Raw genomic sequence first — 21,858 nt, forward strand, 5'->3', positions numbered from 1 at the left:
TCAGGTTTGTGCGCAGACCCGCCGACCGATGTCGAGCATCGTGCGCACATGCAGCCCGGTCTGGGCGGAGACAGGCACCCAGCGGGGTGCGTAGGCCTTCTCCAGCTCCTGGCACCACTCGCGGACGAGGTCGCCGAGCGCGTCGGCGGTGGCCGGGTCGACGGGGGCGAGCGCGCGGCGCATCAGTGAGCGAATGCCGATCTCCTCGGCCATGCGGGCACCCCTCACCCAAATCGCCTACGACGCATCGGACTTGCCGGAGCAAAAGCCCTGTCACGAGCTTGCGCCAAGGGTCATGCGGGTGAACATCAGTGTCAACCACACACATTCACTCTTCGAGAGGTGTCAGTCGGCCCCGGCCGCCGTCCGCAGGGCCTCCAGTACGCGGGACACCGCCGGGGTCTCCGACGCGCCTCGGCGGACCGCGGTCAGGATGTGGCGGACCGGGCAGTCGGCGGTGAGTTCGCGCATGGTGACGCCCTCGCGGTGGACGGCGGCCAGGCGGGGGACGAGGGCGACGCCCATGCCGGCCTCGACCATGGCGAGGATCGCGGTCCAGCCGGTTGCCGAGTGGGCCTGGTGGGGGGTGAAGCCGGCGGACTCGCAGGCTGTGCGGGTGATGTCGGACCAGGGGCCGCTGCCGCCGAAGATCCAGGGTTCGGCGGCGAGGTCGCGGAGGTGGAGGGGGTCGGCGTCGGCCAGGGGGTGGTCGGGGGGAAGGGCCACGTCCAGGGGGTCGGCGAGCAGGGGGTGGAGGTCGAAGCGGGGGTCCTGGGTGGTGGGGGCGTGGGCCGCCAGGGACAGGGCGAGGTCGACCTCGCCCGCGGCCAGCAGGTCGTAGGCCTCGGCCGCCTCCGTCTCGCGGACCCGGACCGTCACGCCGGGGTGCGCCGCGCGCAGTGCCCGTACGGCCGGGACCACCAGGGCCGGTACGGCCGTGGCGAAGGCGCCGACCCGGACCTCGCCGGCCTCGCCCTGGGTGTACGCGGCCAACGCGGCGTCGGCGCGTTCCAGTTGCTCGAAGACCGCCTCCGCGTGACGGAGTACCAGCCGGGCCGCGTCGGTGAGCCGGACCCGGCGGCCGTGGGCCTCCAGCAGGGGGACGCCGAGTTGCCTGGACAGGTTGGTCAGTTGCTGGGAGACCGCCGACGGGGTCATCCGCAGGGCCTCGGCCGTGGCCGTGACGGTGCCCTCCTCCCGCAGGGTGCGCAGGATGTGCAGTTTCCGGATGTCCCACTCGGCCATGGCCCGCAACCTACGTCACCGCCGCGCGCCCGCGCCCAGCACCACCCCGCCCAGGATCAGCGCCATGCACCCCGCCTGCGCCCAGCCCGTCGGCTCGTCGAGCAGCACCCAGGACAGCAGGGCCACACAGACCGGCTGGAGGTAGTAGACGACCCCCGCGCGGGACGGGCCGACCAGCGCGATCGCCCGGTTCCAGGCGAAGAAGGCCACGGCCGAGGAGGCGATGCCCACGTAGAGGAGGGGCAGGACCGTGCCGGGCGTCGGGGTGAAGCCGCCCTGGAGGGCGAAGCTCGCCGCCTGGACGGGCAGCAGCATCAGGGTGCCGAAGAAGAAGGTCGTGAACAGGAAGGCCGTACCGGTGAGTTCGGCGGGGCGGCGGCGCAGCAGCGCGCTGTACGAGCCGAAGCTCGCCATCGCCGCGACCATCCAGACGTCCCCCGCCGAGAACGACGCCCCCGTCCCGCCGCCGACCAGCAGCAGCACCCCCGCGCACGCCGTCAGCAGCCCGGCCGCCCGGCGCGCTCCGAGACGTACGCCCGCCGCGCGCTCGTACACGGCCATCAGCACCGGCGACGCGGCCATGATCATGCCCATGTTGGCGGCGGGGGTGGTCAGGCCCGCCTGGTTGACGAGCGTGTTGTAGAGGGCGACCCCGAGAAAGGACGCCAGGAGGACGAAGCGCAGGTGGCGGCGGATCAGGGCCCGCTGCCGCCAGGCCTGCCGGGCGCCGAAGGGTGCCACCACGGCGAGTGCCACCACCCAGCGCCAGAAGGCGTGCTGCACCGGCGGCACGCTGTCGGCGAGGCCCCGGGAGGTGACGAAGCTGCCGGACCAGACGACCGTGGCCAGCAGAGCGAGAGCGAGCCCGAGGACGGGGGTGGCCGTCCTCGGGCTCGTACGGGTGGTGGTGGCGGTCTTCAGCGTTTGGGCCACGGAGGTCCTTTCTGCGCGGTGATCGGTGAGGGATCTACCGTCGCAGCGCCGGACCTGTCACGTCCATCGAAACTTTCTGTTCGTTCTTTTCAGTAGAACTGAACGATTCCTCGACCTCCTGGCCCTCCTTGGCCTCCTGTGCCTCCTGGGCCTTCCGGGCCTTCGGTGCCGGCCGTCCGCCGATCTGGCCGAAGACCGTCGCTCCGAACGCCAGCCCCATCCCCACCAGTTGCACCGGGCTGAGCGTCTGCCCGAGCGCCACCCAGCCGACGACCGCGGCGGTCAGCGGAGACAGCGGGCCGAGGAAGGTGACCTGCGTGGCGCTGAGCCGGCCGATGCCACGGAACCAGAGCCAGTACGACACCGCCGTGTTGCCCAGCGCGAGGTAGAGGTAGCCGCCGATCGCCGGGGCGTCCAGCGCGGGCGGGGCGCCCTCGACCAGCAGGGCGAGCGGGGCGATGAGCAGGCCGCCCGCGGTGAGCTGCCAGCCGGTCAGCGCGAGCGGGCCCACGCCCTCGGGCCGGCCCCACCTCTTGGTGAGGACCGTGCCGGTGGACATCGACGCGGTGGACGCGACGGCCGCCAGCACCCCTACGGTGTCCAGCGCCCCGGCCGCCTTCAGCACCACCAGGCTGACGCCGAACGCCGCCGCGATCCCGGTGAGCACCGAGCGCAGGGTCGCTCGTTGCCCGAGCAGCACCGCCGACAGCCCCACCACGAACAGCGGGCCCGCCGAGCCGACGACCGCGGCCATGCCCCCGGGCAGCCGGTACGCCGACAGGAACAGCAGCGGGAAGAACGCCCCGATGTTCAGCGCGCCCAGCACCCCCGCCTTCCACCACCAGGCGCCGCGCGGCAGCACCCGGGCGAGGGCCAGCAGGAGCAGCCCGGCGGGCAGGGCCCGCATCAGGCCGGTGAACAGGGGCCGGTCGGCCGGCAGGAACTCGGTGGTGACGGCGTAGGTGGTGCCCCAGGAGATCGGGGCGAGGGCGGTGAGCAGGACGGTGGCGGAGCGCTTCATGGCCGGAGTCCTTTCGAAGCGACGGGGTTCTTTGCGGAGTGGAGGGGTTCTTGCGGAGCGGAGGGGTGCTGGGGAAGCGAGGAGCTCGTTTGGAGCGGAGCGTTGAGAGTTAGGCGGCGAGACGGGCAGGCTCGGTGGGTCCGGCCGCCTTGGTGGGTTCGGCCGCCTTGGTGGGTTCGGCCGCCTCGGTGGGTTCGGCCGCCTCGACGTGCCCCTCGGCGGGCTCCGCGCCGCGAGCCACCGCCACCGTCACCGCCACCGGCCGGACCGCCTCGGCCGGCAGCCGCCGCTCGACGCGGATCAGCAGGGTGGCCGCGATGGCCGAGGTGACGATCAGGACGGCCCAGGGGGCGCGGCCGTCGAGGGCGAGCAGCGTGGTGAACAGGGAGGGCGCGACCGCCTTGGCCAGCGACCAGGACATCTGGTACGCCGCCATGTACCGGCCCCGTACCGCCTCGGGCGCCGCCGACACCGCGAGCACCTCGGCGGCCGGGCTGTGGATCAGCTCGCCCAGGGTGTAGAGGACGACCACGACCAGCAGGGCGGTGCCCAGCACGGTGTCGTTCTGCGGCCGCAGCGTGCCGAGCACGATGTTCGCGGCGAACGCGGCGGCGAACAGCGCCCCGCCCAGCCCCGCGGCCCGGGTGCGCCGGGCCCCGGCCCGCCGGACGCGGGAGCCGACGTACACCCCGGCGGCCGCGCACAGCACGGTGTTGACGGTGAAGGCGGAGCCGGTGAGGACGGCCGGGCCGTTCAGCGACTGCACGATGAAGAGCGGGAAGAGCACCGACAGGGCGGAGTAGCTGAGCGCGTTGAGGAAGTTGGCGCCGGTGAGGACCAGGAAGGGCCGGTCGGTGAGGACGAGCCGGTATCCGGCGCCGGGCCTGCGTGCGGGGGCCGGTTCGGTGGAGCGCACCGGCTTCAGCGGGCGCACCAGCAGCGCGGCGAGCGCGAAGGACAGGGCGTTGCCCCAGGCGGCGTAGGTGTAGCCGGCGGGACCGGCGAGGGCGATGACGAGGGTGGCCAGCAGGGCGCCGGCGCCGTTGCCGCCGTTCTGCAGCGCGCGGGTGGCCGCCTGGAGCCGGTCACGGCCCTCTCCCCTGGCCACCTCGCCGATCAGCGACTGGTTGACGGCCGGGAAGGCCCGGTCGGCTGCCGCGGTGACCAGTGCGACCGCGGCGAAGGCGGAGAGGGACTGGGCGAAGGGGTAGAGGGCGAAGCCGACCACCCGCACGCCGTACAGCACGTACAGCACCCGCTTGGCGCCGTACCGGTCGATCGCCGCCCCGGCGGCCGGGAGCGCGCCGAGTCCGGCGAGCCCGGTGACCGTGAGGACCGCGCCGACGACGGCGAAGGAGAGGCCGGTGACGTAGTGGAAGAACACCAGGGTGAAGGGGACGTACATGCCCGTCCCGATGCCGTTGACGGCGGCCGCTACGGGCAGCGCCCACTGCCCTGCTACGCGCTCGTGCTTCTTGCGCATGACGTCCCCCTGCTGTGACCCTCGATCGACCGCCGAAGCGGCTTGATGGGAAGTAGCTTAGCGCTAAGCAACTTTTATGCAAGCCACTTTGCACTGACCTACTTTCATCCGAGCTACTTTCTTGCGGCCGACCGGTCCGCGGCGGATACTCCTGCCCATGAACCCGAACCCCGAGCCCCAGGACCGCCCGGACGCGGTGGACGCGATCATCGGCCAGTGGGGGGCCGTACGCCCCGACCTCGACACCAAGGCGATGGAGGTCTTCGGCCGCGTCTACCGGCTCGCGCGCACGATGGGCGACCGGATGGAGAAGGCGTACGCGCGCTTCGGGATCTCACGCGGCGAGTTCGACGTCCTCGCCACGCTGCGCCGCTCCGGCGAGCCCTACACCCTCTCGCCGCGCCAGCTGTCCTCCACGCTGATGCTGACCACCGGCGGCATGACCGGCCGCCTGGACAAGCTGGAGCGCGCCGGCCTGCTGCGCCGCTCCCCCGACCCGCACGACCGCCGCGGCCTCCAGGTCACCCTCACCGAGGAGGGCCTGACCCTGATCGACGAGGCCGTCGGCGCGGGCCTCGCCGTCCAGACCGAGGCCCTGTCCGAGATGGACCCCGCCGAGGCGGAACAACTGGCCGTACTGCTGCGCAAGTTGCTCGCGGGCACCCAGGACCACTGAGGAAGGGGACGACCATGGCGGACTGGGAACTGCGCCCGGCCACACCGGCCGACCTCGAACCGGCGGTCGCGATACGCGCCGAGGCCATGCGCCCCGACCTGGTGCGGCTGGGCCGCTACGACGACGTACGAGTCCGGCAGCGTCTGCGCGACTCCTTCGACCCCGCCCACACCTGGGCGATCGAGGTGTCCGGCGCCTTCGCCGGCTGCGTGGCCCTGCGCCCGGCCGACGACGCCCACTGGCTGGAGCACTTCTACCTCGACCCCGCCCTGCACGGCCACGGCGTCGGCACCGCCGTCCTGCGCGCCCTGCTCGAACGCTGCGACGCCGACGGGCTGCGGGTCCGGCTCAACGTCCTCAACGGCAGCCCGGCCCGCCGGCTGTACGAGCGGCACGGGTTCGGGCTGGAGAGCGAGGACCCGGTGGACGTGTTCATGGTCCGCGAGCCGGTCGAGCGCGAGCAGAAGAGCTAGGGCCTGTCTTCCGGATCAGGCCGGCTGCGAGGCGCTTCCGCCTACTGGCCGGGTCGAGCGGGGTCTGGTGCGTGCAGCTGCAAGGCGGAGGAGGGAGTCGACGCGATGGGGGTCCCCCCGCTCGAGCGAAGCCGAGAGTGGGGGAGTCGGCGAGTGACGACAACGCGGCTGGGGGTCCCCCCACGCCCTTAAGGCAGTGGGGGAGCGCGTGCCAGACCCCGCGACGCCGGCATGATCCGGAAGACAGGCCCTAGGCGCCCGCCAGCCACGCCAGCATGCGGCCACGTGACCAGCACCGTCCGACGGCCTCGGCACGCAGGGCCGCGTGCTCGAACACCGCGAGACCGATGACACTGTGGCCGGAGGCGCGGCGGTCGCCGAACGTCGGGATCGCCGGCGCGACCCCGACGCCCTCCGCCGACACCCAGGCCACCGGCCGCCCGGTCGCCGCCTCGTCGAGGCGTTGCAGGAAGCGCAGCCGGCTCTCCGGCGGCAGGGCCGACAGCGCCCACGTCGTGGCGACCACCGGCAGGGCGTCCTCGGGCACCCGGGCGAGGGCGTCGGGCAGCAGGTCGAGGGCGTCGCCGCGCAGCAGCAGCGGCGGGTCCGTCGCCGCCAGCGCCAGCTCGGCGTCGAGCCTCGCGCGGCGCTCCGGCCGGTCGGGAGGCAGACAGGCCCGCAGCCAACGGGCCTCGTCCGCGTCCGTCACATCGACCGACTCTGAGTCGATGCCGATACGGGCGACGACCTCGGGGATCGCCCGCGCCGGGACGGGCCGGTCCCCCACGACCGAGCAGGTGAGCCGCACGGGCGAGGCCGGATCGCCCAGCACCTGCCCGTCGCCGTACGTGATGCCGACGCGGTCGACATTGAGGTTGAGCCCCGCCCCGCAGCCCACGTCGATCAGCCCCACCGCCTTCGCGCCGACCCGCCGCGCCGCCTCGGCGACGGCCGGATAGAGCACGGCACAGCGTCCCGTCACGTCGGTCCGCGTCCGCCGACGCACGGCAAGGGCCGCCACCTCGTCGGCCCTGACCAGCAGCGTCTCGACGGCCGCCCGCGCGGCGGCGTCCCCGTCCCCGGCGGCGTACGCGGCGGCCAGCTCCGGGGCACGTCCCGCGAGGGCCAGGTCATACAGCGCGGCCAGGATCAGTGCGGGCTGCCTCTTCCTCGCCGGCGCCGCCTCGACGGCGCGCAGGGCCGCCTCGGACTCGCTCAGCGCGACGGCGACCCGCTCGTACAGCGCCGAGGTCCCGGCGGCATCGACCTCCCCGAAGCGCCGGTACACCTCGGCGAGCGTGCGGGGCCTGGCCATGAGTGCTGCTCCCTGCGGTCGGTCCTGGCGATCACGGCGACCCTCTCACGAACGGCGTCGACCGGGGCCGGAGTTGCTCAGCCCACGTGGGCGGCGAGAGCGGCCTCTACCTCGGCCGGGGTGGCTCGGTCGGCTGCCCAGGCGGTGTATCCGTCGGGGCGTACCAGCAGGGCCGTACGGCGGTCGCTCGCCCAGCGTGCGGTGCCGAGCCGGTCCTTGCGGGTGCCGCCGTCGTCGTAGGCGTCCGGGGTGATCAGGACGAACCGGCCGCCGCGCAGGGCTTCGTAGAGGCGGCCGCCGCCGGCGAGGGCGATGTCGGGGACGCGGGTGCCGGTGAGGCGGTGGGCGCCGCGGGGGGCGGGGTAGCGGTAGCCGATGCCGGTGATCTGGCCGGCGGCCTTGCGGCGGGCGGGGCCGACCGCGCCGAGGAAGTGGGCCAGAGCGGCGCGCAGGGCGAGGGTCCAGGGCCGCTTGGCCATCGCGAGGCGGACGATGCCGCCGCTGCTGCGCAGCACCGACCTGCCGACGGGGTGGCGCTCGGCCTGGTAGGTGTCGAGGAGGTCGTCGCCCGCGTGGCCGCCGAGCACCTGGGCCAGCTTCCAGCCGAGGTTGGCCGCGTCCTGGAGGCCGGTGTTCATGCCCTGGCCGCCGGCCGGGGTGTGCACGTGCGCGGCGTCCCCGGCGAGGAACACGCGGCCCACGCGGTAGGCGGGTGCCTGGCGCTCGTCGCTGTGGAAGCGGGACATCCACCGGGCGTCGTACATCCCGAAGTCCCGCCCGAGCGCGAGCCGGGCGATCTCCTTGACCTCCTCCAGGTCCAGCGGCTCGTGGTCGGGGACGTTCCGCCGGCGGTCCCAGCCGATCACCCGGTAATAGCCGTCGCCGAAGGGTGCGATGAAGGCGAAGGCGTCCCCGACGGCGTTGACGGTGAGCAGCGCCTCGGGCTCCTCGGCGAGCCGGACGTCCGCGAGCACGACGGAGCGGATGACCGAGTGACCGGGGAAGGGCAGCCCGACCTCCTGACGCACCGCGCTGCGCATCCCGTCCGCCCCGACGACGTACGCGGCCCGCAGCTCCTCCTCCTGCCCCTCGGGGGTGCGCACCTTCAGGGTCACGCCGTCCGCGTCCTGGGCGAGGCCGGTCATCTCGGTCTCGTAGCGGAAGTCGACCCCGGCCTCCTCGGCGCGCCGGCGCAGGGCCTTCTCGACCTCGTACTGCGGGATGACCAGCAGGTGGTTGAACCGGGAGGGCAGCGCGGCGAGGTCGACGGTGAGCCGCCCGAACAGCCGCAGCCGGTCGAGCTGCCGGCCTGCCGCCTCCAGCTCGTCGGCGAGGCCGCGCGCGTCGAGCTGCTCCAGGGTGCGGGCGTGCACGGCGAAGGCACGGGAGAGGTTGCTGATCTTCGCGGGGCGCTTCTCGACGAGGGTGACGGGGATGCCTGCGGTGGCGAGGTCACCGGCGAGGAGGAGGCCGGTGGGGCCGGAGCCGACGACGATCACGGCGGCGTCCCGGACGGTGTCGCCGGTGGTGGAGCGGGCGGTGCCAGTGGTGCCGGTCATGGTGGCCTCCTGGATGCCTACGCTTGTTGGCCAACATCCGTTGACCAACGCTCGTCGACGACGATAGAGGCGAGGGGCGCGCGGGTCAACACTTGTTGGCCAACACTTGTGGGCAGAAGCTCGCGACCACGACGGTGGCTGATCGCGCAAGCCAACCCTTGTTGGCCAACACACGTTGGCCTACGCTCGTTGGCATGACAGACGGCACCACCACCCCCGCCTCGGACGCCCCACCCAACCGCCGGTCCGACGCCACCCGCGCCGCCATCCTCGACGCCGCGCGGGAGCGCTTCGCGGCGGACGGCTACGAGCGCGCCACCATCCGCGCCATCGCGCGGGACGCACGCATCGACCCGTCGATGGTGATGCGGTACTACGGCAACAAGGAGGGCCTGTTCGCCGCCGCCGTCGCGGTCGATCTGCGGATGCCGGACGTGCGCGCACTGCCCCGGGAGGACGTCGGCCGGGCGCTGGTGCGGCACTTCCTCGGCCTGTGGGAGGACAGCGAGATCCTCACCGCCCTCCTGCGCGTCGGCGCCACCAGCCAGGCCGGGGCCGAGCGGATGCAGGGCATCTTCCGCGACCAGTTGCTGCCCGTCGCGCGCGCGGTGTGCCCGGACGCCGAGCAGGTGACGACCCGGGCCGCGCTGTGCGCCACACAGCTTCTCGGGCTGGCGCTCACCCGTTACGTCCTGCGCCTGCCGCCGGTCGTCGCGCTGCACCCGGAGGAGATCGTGGCGTGGCTGGCGCCCACGGTGCAGCGGTACCTGACGGCCGCGCACCCCTGAGAGCGGCGGCCGGGAAACACCGAGGGCGGCACCCGGAAAGCAACGAGGGCGCCGGCCCCTGCCGCGGGTGTGCGGCGGGGTCGGCGCCCTCGGGAAGAGCGGGGGACGGTCAGGCGCGGGCCTTGGCCTTCGCCTTCGGGGTGCGGTCCTTCGAACGGTCGAGGACCATCACCAGGCCGGCGATGACCGCGAAGAGGGCGAGCGGGGCGAGCACGAACTGGCCCAGCGTCTCGATGACGCTCAGGCCCGTGCCGGGGTCGTCACCGTCGTCACGCGTCAGCGCGAGCGCGGGGGACGACATGAGCAGCATCATCAGCGTCGTACCGGCGGCCAGGGCGCCGGCGCGCAGGGCGTTCTTCTTGTCCACGGTGCCAAAGTTAGCGAACGTCTGTTGGGGGCGCTCGTCCGGGGGTCCGTTATTCGGCTCGGGGCGCTGTTGTCTCCTTCTCCCACCCGCGCAGCGCCGGTGACAAGTCGGCCGAGACCTGCGACTCTCCCTCTTCCGTTGCTCGCCGTCGGCGGCTTCCCCTTACGCCCTCCCCCTCACCCCCTCACCTCCCCCCTCAGCACCTCCACCAAGGCCCGCAGCCGCCCCGACTCCGCCAGTTCCTCCAGCGGCACCGGGCGTCCCTCGGCGTCGGCGACGGGGAGGCGCCAGTTCGGGTACTGGTCCCACGTGCCGGGGAGGTTCTGGGGGCGGCGGTCGCCGATGCCGTCGGGCAGCCAGAGGCCGACCAGGCGGGCCGGGGTGCGGGCGAGGAAGCGGTGGACGGCCTGGACCTCGGCCTCCTCGGAGGAGAGGTCGGAACCGCCGCCGGTGCCGGACAGGAAGCCGAGGCGGGTGAGCAGGGCCAGCCACTCGGCGACGTCCGTGGCGGCCTCGTCGCGTTCCTCGGCGAGGGGACGGCCCAGCAGCCCGAGCCGGTCGCGGAGTTCGACGTGTTCGCCGGTGAGCCGGGCGGCGGTGGGCGGCAGGTCGTGCGTGGTGGCGGTGGCGAGGCAGTCGGCGCGCCAGGCGGAGGGCGGCAGGGGCAGCCCGTCGCCCTCCCAGTCGCGCTCGAACCACAGCACCGACGTGCCCAGCACGCCCCGCTCCCGCAGGGCCTCGCGCACACCCGGCTCGACCGTCCCCAGGTCCTCCCCGATGACGACCGCCCCGGCCCGCGAGGCCTCGAGCACCAGGACGGCGAGCATGGCCTCGGCGTCGTAGCGGACGTAGGCGCCCTCGGTGGGCGGGAGTCCCTGCGGGACCCACCACAGCCGGAAGAGGCCCATGACGTGGTCGATGCGCAGGGCGCCCGCGTAGCGGAAAAGGCCCCGCAGCAGCGAGCGGTAGGGCGCGTAGCCGGACGCGGCCAGCCGGTCGGGGCGCCAGGGCGGCAGGCCCCAGTCCTGGCCGTGGGCGTTGAAGGCGTCGGGCGGGGCGCCCACCGACATGCCGGCGGCGAAGTACTCGGCTTGCGCCCAGGCGTCGGCGCCGCCGGGGTGCACGCCGACGGCCAGGTCGTGGACGAGCCCGACCGGCATGCCCGCCTCACGGGCGACGCGCTGCGCGGCGACGAGCTGGCTGTCGGTGAGCCAGGCGAGCCAGGTGTGGAAGTCGACCCGGTCCATCAGCTCGGTCCGGGCGCGGGCGGTCTCGGCCGAGCGCGGGTCGCGCAGCGCGGCAGGCCATTGCTGCACGTCACCGCCGTACACCTCGGCGAGCGCGTTCCAGGTGGCGTGGTCCTCCAGGTCGCGGCCCTGCGCGGCGAGGAAGTCGCAGTAGGCGGCCCGCCGACCGGGGCCGAGGGGCACGGCCCGGACGAGTTCGAGGGCCTCGCGCTTGAGTTCCCATACGGCGTCCCGGTCGATCAGCGCGCCCTTGTCGAGCACGGACTCCCTGAGCCGGGCGGCGCGCTCCAGGAGCCCGGCGACGCGCTCGCGGTCGTCGACGTAGGCGAGTTCGGGGACGTCCTCGACGCGCAGATGCACGGGGTCGGGGAAGCGGCGGGAGGAGGGCCGGTAGGGCGAGGGGTCGGTGGGGCTGCCGGGCACGGCCGCGTGCAGCGGGTTGACCTGCACGAACCCGGCCCCGAGCGCCCGTCCCGCCCAGGCGGTGAGCTCGCCGAGGTCCCCGAGGTCGCCCATGCCCCAGGAGCGCCGGGAGAGCAGGGAGTAGAGCTGGACGAGCAGGCCGTACGACCGTCCCGGCGGGGTGGGCAACCGGTCCGGGGCGACGATCAGATGCGCCTGGGCGGTGCGTCCGTCCGGCGCGTGGGCCTGAAGCCGGTGCACCCCGACGGGCAGCCCCTCGACGGAACCTTCGAGGACGGCCCCGTCGGACCCCTCATGGACGGCCCCGTCCTCGGTCTCGACCCGCAGCCGGGTCCCGGCCGGCAGCTCGGGCAGGCCGCCGTCCGCCCCCTGCCACACCACGACCGTCGGCGGCAGCAGCCGTAGGCCCGTCTCCCGCTCCCGGGCGGCGAGCGCGGCGCGTACGGCGTCCGGGGTGCTCGCGTCGACGCCGAGGGCGGCGAGGACGCGGACGAGGGCGGCCGGTGAGGCGGTGACCGTGCGGTCGGGGGCGGGCCGGTAGGAGGTGGCGACGCCGTGCAGGTCGGCGAGTCGGGCCAGCTCCTCGTCCAGGGGGCGGTCCGGGCTGGGTGCGGTCATCTACGGCCTCGTGGAGTGGGCGTCCGGGGCGGCGAGCGGCGGCTCGCTGGTGAGGGGTGCGGCGTCGGGCAGCGGGGGTTCGCTGGTCAGCGGGGCCTGGGAGCAGGCGCTCTCGGCGGAGAACACGCGCACGGGCGCGGCCGTGGCGGGCTCCGCCGGGCGTTTGGACAGGGCCGAGAGCAGAAGGTGTGCCGATGCGGCCACGGGGGGCTCCTTCGGTAGGGGTACACATGCGTCGGACCAACACAGCCCTACCCAGCGGGCGCGACCGCAGACGTCACAGATGACGAATACCGCGAGTCGCCACAATCCCTGCGGGCCTCGGGAACACTCCCCTCCCGACTATTCACTCAGTACATGTACTGAGTACATAATGATCTCCATGAGCACCCGCCACATCCTGCTCGGGCTGCTCGCCACGGGTCCCAGCCACGGCTACGACCTCAAGCGACGGCACGACGAACGCTTCCCGCAGGCCCGCCCGCTGGCCTACGGGCAGGTGTACACGACCTTGCAGCGCCTGGTCCGTGACGGACTGGCCGAGGTCGACGGCACCGACTCCGACGGCGGCCCGGAACGCACGCTGTACCGGACCACCGAGGCCGGGGCGCGCGAACTGGCGCGCTGGGCGGCCGAGGTGACGCCGCCCGCGCCGTTCGTCGCGAACGAGATCTTCGCCAAGGTCGTGGTCGCGATCCTCGCGGCCGGCGACCCGGAGGCGTACTTGCGCGACCAGCGCGCGGCGCACATGGCCCGCATGCGTGACCTGACGGCGGTCAAGACCGCTCCCGGGGCGGATCTGTCGACGGTCCTGTCGGCCGACTACGCCCTGACCCATCTCGACGCCGATCTGCGCTGGATGACGACCACCGGCGCCCGGCTCGCTTCCCTCACCGCGGAGGTGGACACCGTATGAGTACCGACACGACCCCGCTCCTCACAGCCCGTGGCCTGGTCAAGACGCACGGCCCGACCCAGGCGCTGCGCGGCGCCTCCGTCGGGCTGGCGCCCGGCGAGATCCTCGCGGTCACCGGGCCCAGCGGCAGCGGCAAGTCGACGCTGCTGCACTGCCTGGCGGGCATCGTCCGCCCGGACGAGGGCGAGGTGCTCTACGGCGGTGAGCGCTTGGACCGGCTGCCGGAGGCGCGGCTGAGCGAGCTGCGGCGCACCGAGTTCGGGGTGGTGTTCCAGTTCGGGCAGCTGATACCGGAGCTGACCGCGCTGGACAACGTGGCGCTGCCGCTGCTGCTGGCCGGGCGGGGCCGTACGGTGGCGCGGGCGGTGGCGGCGGAGTGGCTGGAGCGGTTCGGGGTGCGCGGGCAGGGCGAGCTGCGGCCCGGTGAGATGAGCGGCGGCCAGGCCCAGCGGGTGGCCCTGGCGCGGGCCCTGGTGACCGGGCCGAAGGTGGTGTTCGCCGACGAGCCGACCGGCGCGCTGGACTCGCTGGCCGGGGAGCAGGTGATGACCGCCCTGGCGCACACGGCCCGTGAGGCGGGCATCTCCGTGCTGCTGATCACGCATGACGCGCGGGTGGCGGCGTACGCCGACCGCGAGGTGACGCTGCACGACGGCACGGTGGTGGCCGAGGGCGCGGACGCGTCGGCGGTGACCCGATGAGGACGGGGGCGCTGAGGGGGCTGGGCGCCGATCTGCGGCTGGCCCGGCTGCTGGTGTCCGGCTCGGACCGGCGCGAGTGGTGGCGGATCGCGCTGACCGCGTTCGGGGCGCTGCTCGCGACCGGGTTCGCGCTGGCGGCGACGGTGCTGGCGGCGATGGAGGGCCAGTACCGGGTGTCCGTCGGCAACGGTCTCTTCGACCGGCCGGGAGAGCGCTCGGGCGTGATCGTGGCGCTGCTTCTGCTGCTGGTGCCCGTGTTCGGGTTCCTCGGCCAGTGCGCCCGCATCGGTGCCGTGCACCGGGACCGGCGGCTGGCGGGGCTGCGGCTGGCGGGGGCCTCGCCCTGGCAGGTGCGGCGGATCGCGGCGGCCGAGACGGGGCTGGCCTGCGCGGTGGGCTCGGCGGTCGTCACCGTCTTCGCGGTGCTGTTCCTGCTGCGGGAGTGGACCGAGGCGCCCGCTCTGGCCTGGGCGGGCATCGCGGTGGTGGCGTGCGCGGTGCCGGTGGTGGGCGCGCTGGTCAGCGTCCTTGCGCTGCGGCGGGTGGTGGCCTCACCGCTGGGCGAGGTGCGCCGGGTGCGGCGGCAGTCCCGGCCGGGTGCGGCCTTCCTGCTGGCGGCGCTGACGTTCATCGGCCTGGCGGTGGTGTCGCTGGTGCGGCTGGCGGACGAGCCGCGGCCCGGCCCGGAGGGCCCGCTGACGGTGCTCGCCGGGGTGCTCGTCGTCGGCATGGGCGCGCTGTGGCTGGCGGGGGCCACGTCGAAGCTGACCGGGCGGCGGCTGGCGGCGGGCACCGACAGCGCGGCGGTGCTGATCGCCGCGGAGCGGCTGCGCGACGACCCGTGGGCGGCGGCCCGTACGCATGCGGCGGTGCTGCTGGTGACGGTCGTCGGCACCGGGTTCGCCGGGGTCCGGCACACGATGCTGGAGGTGCTGGAGTCGGACAAGCACCTCGCGGAGGACACGTCCTTCTACACCACCGGCCTCGACCTGACCGGCGCCGCGATCGGCCTGGCCCTGCTGATCACGCTGGGCGCGCTCGCCGTGGGCACCGCGGAGTCGCTGGCCTCGCGGCGTCGCGGCCTGGCCGCGCAGACCGCCGCCGGAGTGCCCCAGCGGGTGCTGGCCCGGGCCCTGCTCCTGGAGACCGCGCTGCCGCTGGCGCCGGCGGTGCTGCTGGCGGGGCTCGGCGGCATGGTGGTCGGCACCGGGTACGCATCGCTCACCGACGACGGCGCCGCGTCGGTGCCGTGGGAGGGGCTGCTGGTGCCGGTCGCGGTGTACGGCATGACGCTGCTGGCCGCGGCGACCTCCCTGCCCCTGCTGCGGCGCACCCTGCGGCCGGCGGAGCTGCGGTACGCCTGAGCGCGCACGGCACGGGGACCGGGGTGGACGGGGGTCTCCCCGGTCCCGTCGCGGCGCTGCGGCGTCGGGAATGCGAAAGCCCGGATCGAGGTCAGGCGGAGATGCCGTCGATCCGGGCCAGGGCGTCGTCCGCACCGTACGGCTGCAGGTAGGGCAGCCAGCGCGGGTCCCTATGGCCGGTGCCGATGATGCGCCAGGCCAGTCCGGTGGGCGGAGCGGGTTTGTGGCGCAGCCGCCAGCCGATCTCGCCGAGGTGGCGGTCGGCCTTCACGTGGTTGCAGCGGCGGCAGGACGCCACCACGTTGTCCCAGACGTGCTTGCCCCCGCGGCTGCGCGGGATGACGTGGTCGACGCTGGTTGCGACGCCACCGCAGTACATGCACCGGCCCCCGTCGCGCGCGAACAGCGCACGGCGGGTCAGAGGAACGGGCCCCCGATAGGGAACCCGCACGAATCGCTTGAGCCGGACCACGCTGGGTGCGGGGACAGTGACGGTTGCGCTGTGCAGGAAGGCGCCGGACTCCTCGAGGCAGATGGCCTTGTTCTCGAGGACGAGGACGAGCGCGCGGCGGAGCGGTACGACGCCGAGGGGCTCGTACGACGCGTTGAGGACCAGGACATGCGGCACGGATGCCTCCTTGTACGCCGGCGGCGCGTGGCTCGCGCCGGGACGATCTGCAGTCAGTCTCCCCTCAGGCCTGGTGAACGCGCCACCATGTCCCGGTAACGGGCTGGGAGTGTTTTCGACCACATCTGATTCCTCCCCTGGATCGTGAACGGTTCATCCCCCCTGTTCATCCCCGGGTCCGCACGGTTTCTCCCTCGAACACCGCACCGATCCGCACACGATGCCCCGATAGTGTGGTGAGCCTGCCCTCCGGTGACCTTTTCGTGACCTTGAACGACTTGACCACCTGCCGGGGGGCGGACCGTTGCACCTGGAGGTACCCGACGTGTCGTTCCTGCCCGCCCTGCTCGCCGCCGCGAGTCCGGCCCCGTCCCCCTCGGGGACGGCGCCCTCGGTCCCGAGCATCCAGGACGCCCAGGAGAGCGCGACCCAGGCCGCGAGCTGGGTCGAGGAGAACTGGTCGACCTGGCTCGCCATCGGGCTGCGGGTGCTGCTGATCGTCGTGATCGCGGTGGTGCTGCGGGTGGCGGTGCGGCGGGCGATCACCAAGCTGATAGACCGGATGAACCGCACCGCGCAGGCGGTGGACGGCACGGCGATCGGCGGCCTGCTGGTCAATGTCGAACGGCGCCGGCAGCGCTCGCAGGCGATCGGCTCGGTGCTGCGGTCGGTGGCCAGCTTCGTGATCCTCGGCACGGCCGCGCTGATGATCCTGGCGATGTTCGAGATCAACCTGGCCCCGCTGCTCGCCTCGGCGGGTGTCGCGGGCGTGGCGATCGGCTTCGGCGCGCGCAACCTCGTCACCGACTTCCTCTCCGGCGTGTTCATGATCCTGGAGGACCAGTACGGCGTCGGCGACCAGATCGACGCGGGCGTCGCCTCCGGCGAGGTCGTCGAGGTGGGCCTCAGGGTCACCAAGCTGCGCGGCGACAACGGCGAGATCTGGTACGTCCGCAACGGCGAGGTCAAGCGGGTCGGCAACCTCTCCCAGGGCTGGGCCACGGCCGGCGTCGATGTCACGGTCCGCCCGACGGAGGACCTGGACGAGGTGAAGGCCGTGCTGTCGGAGGTCGGCGAGAAGATGTCGAAGGAGGAGCCCTGGAACGAGCTCCTCTGGGGGCCGGTCGAGACCCTCGGCCTGGACAGTGTGCTGCTGGACTCCATGGTCGTGCGCGTCTCCGCGAAGACGATGCCGGGCAAGTCCCTCACCATCGAGCGCGAACTGCGCTGGCGCATCAAGCGGGCTCTCGACAACGTGGGCATCCACATGGTCGGGGGCATCCCGGCTCCGGCCGAGTCCGGCGAGTCGGACCCCACCGCCGGCATGGCCGCCCCCTCGGCGTTCGCCAACACCTCCTCCCCGCAGGCCTCGGCGGCCTCACCGCTGACGCCGCCGAGCACGACGAAGTAGCTCGCGCACCGACAGACGGAGGCGGCACCCCGGACAGCCCGGGGCGCCGCCTCCTTTTTGCGCTCCATCTCGCGCGCCCCCCTTTCTGCGCTCCATCTCGCGCGCCCCCTTTCTGCGCTCCATCTCGCGCGCCTCCTTGCCGCCTATTGACGGCCCGTCCCCGCCCGGCATACCTTCCTGCCACTGATAGGAAACCTTCCTAACAGTGATCTTTCCGAGCGCGGCACAGCGTGAGAAGCTTGGCCCCCGAAAGGCAGGTGTCGACATGGCAGGAACCGCCGGTACGCCGGGTACCCCCCGCGTGCTGCGTGCCATGAACGACCGGGCCGCCCTGGATCTGCTGCTGGAGCACGGGCCGCTGAGCCGCACCCGGATCGGCAAGCTGACGGGCCTGTCGAAGCCGACCGCCTCGCAGCTGCTCGCCCGCCTGGAGGCCGCCGGGCTGGTCCGCGTGACCGGCACCAGCGAGGGCCGACCGGGGCCGAGCGCCCAGCTGTACGCCGTGGACCCGGGCGCCGCCCATGCCGCCGGGCTCGACGTCACGCCCGACCGCATCCGCGCCGCCGTCGCCGACATCACCGGCGCGACCGTCGGGGAGTTCGAGCTGGCCACGCCCGGCCGCCGCCCCGCGCAGCCCGTCGTGCAGCAGGTCACCGCCGCGCTCGACGGCGCGGTGAAGGCGGCGGGGCTGACCCGGGACGACGTCCACCGGCTCGTCATCGGCACCCCCGGCGCCTTCGACCCCTCCACCGGCCGGCTGCGCTACGCCTCGCACCTGCCCGGCTGGCACTCCCCCGCGCTGCTCGACGAACTCGCCGCCGCGCTGCCGATGCCGGTCGAGTACGAGAACGACGTCAACCTCGTCGCCCTGGCCGAGCAGCGACTGGGCGCGGCCCGGGGCCACGGCGACTTCGTGCTGCTGTGGAACGAGGGGGGCCTCGGCGCCGCCCTGGTCCTGGGCGGCCGGCTGCACCGCGGCTGGACCGGCGGCGCCGGCGAGGTCGGCTTCCTGCCGGTGCCGGGCGCACCCCTGGTCCGCCAGGTGACCCGGGCCAACAGCGGCGGCTACCAGGAGCTGGCCGGTTCCCAGGCGGTGCCCCGGCTCGCCCGGGAACTCGGCATCGAGGACATCCCCTCCGGGCCGTACGCCGAGGTCGCCGCGGCCCTCGTCGCGCGCGCGGCCGATCATGCGAGCGGCCCCCACCGCAGCCTCCTGGAGACCTACGCGACCCGGCTGGCCACCGGTCTGGCCTCGCTGGTCTCCGTCCTGGACCCCGAACTCGTCGTCCTCAGCGGCGCCTGTCTGACCGCGGGCGGCGAGGTGCTGCGCGGCCTGGTCCAGGCGGAGCTGGCCGAGCTGGCCGCGACCCGGCCCCGTCTCGTCGTAGGCGATGTGACCGAACACCCTGTGCTGCGCGGCGCGTTGGAGAGCGCGCTCGCGACCACGCGCGACGAGGTCTTCGACACCTCTCGCTGAGCCCCGAGCCCCCCCGTCAGTCCCTCACCCGTCCCCCCGGTCCCCCTGGGAGCTTCGCCATGCCCGGAATATCGCGAAAAGTCACGCTCGCGCTCGCCGCCTCCGCGTCCCTCGCCCTGCTCACCACCGCCTGTACGGGCTCCTCGGACGCGGGTGCCTCCGACGACCCCTCGCAGGAGACCACGCTCACCTTCTGGCACGGCTGGAGCGCGCCGTCCGAGGTCGCGGCGGTCAAGGAGCTGGTCGCGGGCTTCGAGAGGGAACACCCCAACATCCACGTCACCGTCGTGGGCAACATGACGGACGACAAGATCAACCAGGCGCTGCGGGCGGGCGGTTCCAAGGCCCCGGACGTGATCTCCTCCTTCACCACCAACAACGTGGGCAAGTTCTGCTCCTCCGGCGCGCTGGTCGATCTGAACCCGTTCTTCGAGAAGGCGGGCATCGACCCGGCGAAGACGTTCCCGAAGGCGATGAACGAGTACACCCAGTTCGACGGCAACCGCTGCGCGGTCCCGCTGCTGGGCGACGCCTACGGCCTCTACTACAACAAGACGGCGTTCGAGAAGGCGGGCATCGACGCCCCGCCGAGGACATGGTCCGAGTTCGCCGCCACGGCCAAGAAGCTGACCATCCCCCGGGGCAACTCGTACAAGCAGCTCGGCTTCATGCCGAACTACCACGGCTGGGAGACCACCACCGAGCACTACTTCGGGCAGTTCTCCCCCACCTACTTCACCCCCGACGGCAAGTCGAACATCGCCGAGGACCCCGCCTTCGAGGCCGGTTTCGAGATGCAGAAGCAGCTCGTCGACGACCTCGGCGGGTTCAGGAAGCTGGAGACCTACCGGGCAGGTCTCGGTGACGAGTGGGGACCCAAGCACCCCTTCCACACCGGCCAGGTCGCCATGCAGCTCGACGGCGAGTGGCGGCTCGGCATGGCGTCGGACGCGAAGCCGGACTTCGAGATCGGCGTGGCCCCGCTGCCCGTGCCCGACGACCAGGCGGACCAGTACGGCAAGGGCTACATCACCGGCACCATCGCCGGCGTCGCGGCCACCAGCCGGAAGCAGAACGCGGCCTGGGAGCTGGTGAAGTACATGACCACCGACACGGACGCGGTGGTGGGCTTCTCCAACGCCATCCACAATGTGCCCTCCACTCTGGACGCCCTGAAGTCCCCGAAGCTGAAGTACGACCCGCGCTTCAGGACCTTCCTGGACATCGCCGCGAACCCGCACTCCACCACCACGCCCGCGTCCGTCAACGGCGGTGTGTACCTGGTGACGATCCAGCAGCTCGGCTACGACTACGAGAGCGGCAAGGTCACCGACCTGAAGGCCGGCCTGAGGAAGGCCGCCCAGCAGATCGACACGGACATCGCGCAGGCGAAGTAGCCATGAGCACGTACACGTTGGGTGCCAAGCGCCGCCGGGCGGCGCTGCGTACCGCCGCCTTCATGTCGCCCTGGATCATCGGGTTCTGCGTGTTCTTCGCGTATCCGATGATCTCGACCCTGTACTTCTCCTTCATGCACTACGACGGCTTCCGGCCGCCGGCCTGGAGCGGGACGAAGAACTGGGTCTACGTCTTCGAGCACTACCCGCTGTTCTGGCCCGCCCTGCGCAACACCCTGTGGCTGGTCGTGGTGATGGTGACCCTGCGGGTCACCTTCGGACTGGGCATCGGCCTGCTGATCACGAAGATCAAGACGGCCACGGGTGTCTTCCGCACCCTGTTCTACCTGCCCTTCCTCGCCCCGCCGGTCGCCGCGACGATGGCCTTCGCCTTCCTGCTCAACCCCGGCACCGGGCCGGTCGACGCGCTGCTGGAGGGCATCGGCCTGCCGGCACCGGGCTGGTTCGGCGACCCCGACTGGTCCAAGCCCGCCCTCACGCTGCTCGCGCTGTGGGGCATCGGCGACCTGATGGTGATCTTCATGGCCGCGCTGCTCGACGTACCGAAGGAGCAGTACGAGGCGGCCGAGCTGGACGGGGCGTCGGCGTGGCAGCGGTTCCGGTTCGTGACGCTGCCGAACATCTCCCCGATCGTGATGTTCGCCGTGGTCACCGGCGTGATCCAGACCATGCAGTACTACACGCAGCCGCTGGTCGCCGGGAAGGTGGCCTCCGGTGTCATCCAGGGCTCGGGCACGCAGTTCGAGCCCGGCTTCCCCGACAAGTCCACCCTCACCCTCCCCCAGCTCGTCTACAACCTCGGCTTCCAGCGCTTCGACTACGGCTCGGCGTGCGTGGTGGCGCTGGTGCTCTTCGCGCTGTCGATGGCGTTCACCGCGCTGCTGATGCGCCGCCGGGGCGGTCTGATCCAGGCAGGTGACCGATGACGTACGTACTCGAAAAGCCGGTGGAGTTGACGCCCGTCGCGCGCCGCAAGGCCACCCTGGAGTGGATCGCGGTCCACTCCCTCGGGATCGCCGCCGCGCTGTTCTTCACCCTTCCCTTCGTGTTCGTGTTCCTGACCTCGCTGATGAGCGACAGCCAGGCGCTCAGCCGCGATCTGATCCCGGACACCTGGGAGTGGGGCAACTACAAGAAGGTCTTCGACACCCCCGGCTTCCTGACCTGGTGGCGCAACACGCTGCTGTACGCCGGGCTCGGCACGGTCCTCACGGTCGTGTCGTCGCTCCCGGTCGCCTACGCGCTCGCCAAGTTCCGCTTCCGGGGCCGGAATCTGTCGCTGATGCTGGTCATCTCGATGATGATGCTGCCCCCGCAGGTCGTCGTGATCCCGATGTACCTGTTCTGGGCGAAGCAGCTGGACCTGTCCGGCACGCTGTGGCCGCTGCTGATCCCGATGGCGTTCGGCGACGCGTTCTCGGTGTTCCTGCTGCGCCAGTTCCTGCTGACCATCCCGGACGAGTACCTGGACGCGGCCCGTGTGGACGGCTGCGGCGAACTGCGCGCCCTGCTGCGGGTGGTGCTGCCGATGGCGAAGCCTGGCATCGCGGCCGTGGGGCTCTTCCAGTTCTTCTACGCCTGGAACGACTACTTCGGCCCGCAGATCTACGCCTCCGAGAACCCCGGCGCCTGGACGCTGTCCTACGGCCTGGAGTCCTTCAAGGGCGCGCACCACACCGACTGGAACCTGACCATGGCCGCCACCGTTCTGGTCATGGCCCCCGTGATCCTCGTGTTCTTCTTCGCCCAGAAGGCGTTCGTCGAGGGTGTCACGCTCACCGGAGTGAAGGGTTAG

The 21,858-nt window shown here is 72.8% G+C and carries 22 protein-coding genes; 11 read left to right on the forward strand and 11 right to left on the reverse strand.

What is annotated here, in order from left to right; all coding sequences use genetic code 11:
* The 5 genes from ACIQ6Y_RS11150 to ACIQ6Y_RS11170 all read right to left on the reverse strand — a co-directional run bounded on the left by ACIQ6Y_RS11150 (nucleotide 1) and on the right by ACIQ6Y_RS11170 (nucleotide 4,682).
* Nucleotides 1-213 carry a hypothetical protein gene (locus ACIQ6Y_RS11150; RefSeq protein WP_404035653.1) on the reverse strand — a complete coding sequence of 71 codons (213 nt, stop codon included), beginning with the start codon at nucleotides 211-213 and terminating at the stop codon, nucleotides 1-3.
* Nucleotides 214-345: 132 nt separating this feature from the next.
* Nucleotides 346-1,245: a LysR family transcriptional regulator gene (locus ACIQ6Y_RS11155; RefSeq protein WP_404035656.1), complete on the reverse strand. Its 900-nt coding sequence runs from the start codon at nucleotides 1,243-1,245 to the stop codon at nucleotides 346-348.
* A gap of 15 nt (nucleotides 1,246-1,260) precedes the next feature.
* On the reverse strand, nucleotides 1,261-2,178 hold the full coding sequence (locus ACIQ6Y_RS11160; RefSeq protein ID WP_404035659.1) for a DMT family transporter: 918 nt from the start codon (nucleotides 2,176-2,178) through the stop codon (nucleotides 1,261-1,263).
* 34 nt (nucleotides 2,179-2,212) lie between these two features.
* Nucleotides 2,213-3,199 carry an EamA family transporter gene (locus ACIQ6Y_RS11165; protein ID WP_404035662.1) on the reverse strand — a complete coding sequence of 329 codons (987 nt, stop codon included), beginning with the start codon at nucleotides 3,197-3,199 and terminating at the stop codon, nucleotides 2,213-2,215.
* 109 nt (nucleotides 3,200-3,308) lie between these two features.
* Nucleotides 3,309-4,682: an MFS transporter gene (locus tag ACIQ6Y_RS11170; RefSeq protein ID WP_404035664.1), complete on the reverse strand. Its 1,374-nt coding sequence runs from the start codon at nucleotides 4,680-4,682 to the stop codon at nucleotides 3,309-3,311.
* A 157-nt stretch (nucleotides 4,683-4,839) separates the two neighbouring features.
* On the opposite strand from ACIQ6Y_RS11170, the gene ACIQ6Y_RS11175 reads away from it, so the two are divergent.
* Nucleotides 4,840-5,358: a MarR family winged helix-turn-helix transcriptional regulator gene (locus tag ACIQ6Y_RS11175; protein WP_404035667.1), complete on the forward strand. Its 519-nt coding sequence runs from the start codon at nucleotides 4,840-4,842 to the stop codon at nucleotides 5,356-5,358.
* Nucleotides 5,359-5,372: 14 nt separating this feature from the next.
* Nucleotides 5,373-5,831 (forward strand): GNAT family N-acetyltransferase, encoded by a 459-nt coding sequence (locus ACIQ6Y_RS11180; RefSeq protein WP_404035670.1) that lies wholly within the window; start codon nucleotides 5,373-5,375, stop codon nucleotides 5,829-5,831.
* Between the two features lie 250 nt (nucleotides 5,832-6,081).
* Here ACIQ6Y_RS11180 and ACIQ6Y_RS11185 read toward each other — a convergent pair whose 3' ends face one another.
* Entirely contained in the window at nucleotides 6,082-7,146 is a 1,065-nt protein-coding gene (locus ACIQ6Y_RS11185) for a DUF2332 domain-containing protein (RefSeq protein WP_404035672.1), read from the reverse strand.
* Nucleotides 7,147-7,223: 77 nt separating this feature from the next.
* Nucleotides 7,224-8,705, reverse strand: coding sequence for an FAD-dependent monooxygenase (locus tag ACIQ6Y_RS11190; protein ID WP_404035675.1), 1,482 nt, complete (start codon nucleotides 8,703-8,705; stop codon nucleotides 7,224-7,226).
* A gap of 194 nt (nucleotides 8,706-8,899) precedes the next feature.
* On the opposite strand from ACIQ6Y_RS11190, the gene ACIQ6Y_RS11195 reads away from it, so the two are divergent.
* On the forward strand, nucleotides 8,900-9,493 hold the full coding sequence (locus ACIQ6Y_RS11195; protein ID WP_404035678.1) for a TetR family transcriptional regulator: 594 nt from the start codon (nucleotides 8,900-8,902) through the stop codon (nucleotides 9,491-9,493).
* 109 nt (nucleotides 9,494-9,602) lie between these two features.
* Here the strand turns inward: ACIQ6Y_RS11195 and ACIQ6Y_RS11200 are convergent, their stop codons facing one another.
* The 3 genes from ACIQ6Y_RS11200 to ACIQ6Y_RS11210 all read right to left on the reverse strand — a co-directional run bounded on the left by ACIQ6Y_RS11200 (nucleotide 9,603) and on the right by ACIQ6Y_RS11210 (nucleotide 12,352).
* Nucleotides 9,603-9,860 (reverse strand): hypothetical protein, encoded by a 258-nt coding sequence (locus tag ACIQ6Y_RS11200; RefSeq protein WP_404035681.1) that lies wholly within the window; start codon nucleotides 9,858-9,860, stop codon nucleotides 9,603-9,605.
* Nucleotides 9,861-10,036: 176 nt separating this feature from the next.
* Nucleotides 10,037-12,148, reverse strand: coding sequence for a 4-alpha-glucanotransferase (gene malQ / locus ACIQ6Y_RS11205; RefSeq protein ID WP_404035684.1), 2,112 nt, complete (start codon nucleotides 12,146-12,148; stop codon nucleotides 10,037-10,039).
* The gene (locus tag ACIQ6Y_RS11210) at nucleotides 12,149-12,352 is read right to left on the reverse strand and encodes a hypothetical protein (protein WP_404035686.1); all 204 of its coding nucleotides are present in this window, start codon (nucleotides 12,350-12,352) and stop codon (nucleotides 12,149-12,151) included.
* A 178-nt stretch (nucleotides 12,353-12,530) separates the two neighbouring features.
* Between ACIQ6Y_RS11210 and ACIQ6Y_RS11215 the strand changes: the two genes are divergently transcribed.
* From ACIQ6Y_RS11215 to ACIQ6Y_RS11225, 3 genes are read left to right on the forward strand one after another with little or no spacing between them, the layout of a single operon-like run.
* Complete coding sequence (locus tag ACIQ6Y_RS11215; RefSeq protein ID WP_404035689.1) at nucleotides 12,531-13,064, forward strand: PadR family transcriptional regulator; 534 nt, start codon at nucleotides 12,531-12,533, stop codon at nucleotides 13,062-13,064.
* Nucleotides 13,061-13,765 carry an ABC transporter ATP-binding protein gene (locus ACIQ6Y_RS11220; protein WP_404035692.1) on the forward strand — a complete coding sequence of 235 codons (705 nt, stop codon included), beginning with the start codon at nucleotides 13,061-13,063 and terminating at the stop codon, nucleotides 13,763-13,765. The genes ACIQ6Y_RS11215 and ACIQ6Y_RS11220 overlap by 4 nt, the downstream gene beginning before the upstream one ends.
* The gene (locus tag ACIQ6Y_RS11225) at nucleotides 13,762-15,129 is read left to right on the forward strand and encodes an ABC transporter permease (RefSeq protein ID WP_404035695.1); all 1,368 of its coding nucleotides are present in this window, start codon (nucleotides 13,762-13,764) and stop codon (nucleotides 15,127-15,129) included. The genes ACIQ6Y_RS11220 and ACIQ6Y_RS11225 overlap by 4 nt, the downstream gene beginning before the upstream one ends.
* A 91-nt stretch (nucleotides 15,130-15,220) precedes the next feature.
* Here ACIQ6Y_RS11225 and ACIQ6Y_RS11230 read toward each other — a convergent pair whose 3' ends face one another.
* Entirely contained in the window at nucleotides 15,221-15,757 is a 537-nt protein-coding gene (locus tag ACIQ6Y_RS11230; protein ID WP_404035698.1) for an HNH endonuclease, read from the reverse strand.
* Nucleotides 15,758-16,082: 325 nt separating this feature from the next.
* Between ACIQ6Y_RS11230 and ACIQ6Y_RS11235 the strand changes: the two genes are divergently transcribed.
* The 5 genes from ACIQ6Y_RS11235 (at nucleotide 16,083) to ACIQ6Y_RS11255 (ending at nucleotide 21,858) form a co-directional block, all read left to right on the forward strand.
* Entirely contained in the window at nucleotides 16,083-17,168 is a 1,086-nt protein-coding gene (locus tag ACIQ6Y_RS11235) for a mechanosensitive ion channel family protein (protein ID WP_404035701.1), read from the forward strand.
* Between the two features lie 265 nt (nucleotides 17,169-17,433).
* On the forward strand, nucleotides 17,434-18,645 hold the full coding sequence (locus ACIQ6Y_RS11240; protein WP_404035704.1) for an ROK family protein: 1,212 nt from the start codon (nucleotides 17,434-17,436) through the stop codon (nucleotides 18,643-18,645).
* A gap of 59 nt (nucleotides 18,646-18,704) precedes the next feature.
* Nucleotides 18,705-20,042 carry an ABC transporter substrate-binding protein gene (locus ACIQ6Y_RS11245; RefSeq protein WP_404035707.1) on the forward strand — a complete coding sequence of 446 codons (1,338 nt, stop codon included), beginning with the start codon at nucleotides 18,705-18,707 and terminating at the stop codon, nucleotides 20,040-20,042.
* Between the two features lie 2 nt (nucleotides 20,043-20,044).
* Nucleotides 20,045-20,989, forward strand: a complete 945-nt coding sequence (locus tag ACIQ6Y_RS11250; RefSeq protein WP_404035710.1) for a carbohydrate ABC transporter permease — start codon at nucleotides 20,045-20,047, stop codon at nucleotides 20,987-20,989.
* Nucleotides 20,986-21,858, forward strand: a complete 873-nt coding sequence (locus ACIQ6Y_RS11255) for a carbohydrate ABC transporter permease (RefSeq protein WP_404035713.1) — start codon at nucleotides 20,986-20,988, stop codon at nucleotides 21,856-21,858. Before ACIQ6Y_RS11250 ends, ACIQ6Y_RS11255 begins: the two co-directional genes overlap by 4 nt.

Source organism: Streptomyces sp. NPDC096205 (assembly GCF_044763135.1).
Lineage (GTDB): Bacteria > Actinomycetota > Actinomycetes > Streptomycetales > Streptomycetaceae > Streptomyces.

Bases quoted from the DNA above. Each gene is read 5' to 3' on its own strand.
- ACIQ6Y_RS11150 (WP_404035653.1), bottom strand. From the start codon at position 213: ATGGCCGAGGAGATCGGCATTCGCTCACTGATGCGCCGCGCGCTCGCC.
- ACIQ6Y_RS11155 (WP_404035656.1), bottom strand. From the start codon at position 1,245: ATGGCCGAGTGGGACATCCGGAAACTGCACATCCTGCGCACCCTGCGG.
- ACIQ6Y_RS11165 (WP_404035662.1), bottom strand. From the start codon at position 3,199: ATGAAGCGCTCCGCCACCGTCCTGCTCACCGCCCTCGCCCCGATCTCC.
- ACIQ6Y_RS11170 (WP_404035664.1), bottom strand. From the start codon at position 4,682: ATGCGCAAGAAGCACGAGCGCGTAGCAGGGCAGTGGGCGCTGCCCGTA.
- ACIQ6Y_RS11175 (WP_404035667.1), top strand. From the start codon at position 4,840: ATGAACCCGAACCCCGAGCCCCAGGACCGCCCGGACGCGGTGGACGCG.
- ACIQ6Y_RS11180 (WP_404035670.1), top strand. From the start codon at position 5,373: ATGGCGGACTGGGAACTGCGCCCGGCCACACCGGCCGACCTCGAACCG.
- ACIQ6Y_RS11185 (WP_404035672.1), bottom strand. From the start codon at position 7,146: ATGGCCAGGCCCCGCACGCTCGCCGAGGTGTACCGGCGCTTCGGGGAG.
- ACIQ6Y_RS11190 (WP_404035675.1), bottom strand. From the start codon at position 8,705: ATGACCGGCACCACTGGCACCGCCCGCTCCACCACCGGCGACACCGTC.
- ACIQ6Y_RS11195 (WP_404035678.1), top strand. From the start codon at position 8,900: ATGACAGACGGCACCACCACCCCCGCCTCGGACGCCCCACCCAACCGC.
- malQ (WP_404035684.1), bottom strand. From the start codon at position 12,148: ATGACCGCACCCAGCCCGGACCGCCCCCTGGACGAGGAGCTGGCCCGA.
- ACIQ6Y_RS11215 (WP_404035689.1), top strand. From the start codon at position 12,531: ATGAGCACCCGCCACATCCTGCTCGGGCTGCTCGCCACGGGTCCCAGC.
- ACIQ6Y_RS11220 (WP_404035692.1), top strand. From the start codon at position 13,061: ATGAGTACCGACACGACCCCGCTCCTCACAGCCCGTGGCCTGGTCAAG.
- ACIQ6Y_RS11225 (WP_404035695.1), top strand. From the start codon at position 13,762: ATGAGGACGGGGGCGCTGAGGGGGCTGGGCGCCGATCTGCGGCTGGCC.
- ACIQ6Y_RS11240 (WP_404035704.1), top strand. From the start codon at position 17,434: ATGGCAGGAACCGCCGGTACGCCGGGTACCCCCCGCGTGCTGCGTGCC.
- ACIQ6Y_RS11245 (WP_404035707.1), top strand. From the start codon at position 18,705: ATGCCCGGAATATCGCGAAAAGTCACGCTCGCGCTCGCCGCCTCCGCG.
- ACIQ6Y_RS11250 (WP_404035710.1), top strand. From the start codon at position 20,045: ATGAGCACGTACACGTTGGGTGCCAAGCGCCGCCGGGCGGCGCTGCGT.
- ACIQ6Y_RS11255 (WP_404035713.1), top strand. From the start codon at position 20,986: ATGACGTACGTACTCGAAAAGCCGGTGGAGTTGACGCCCGTCGCGCGC.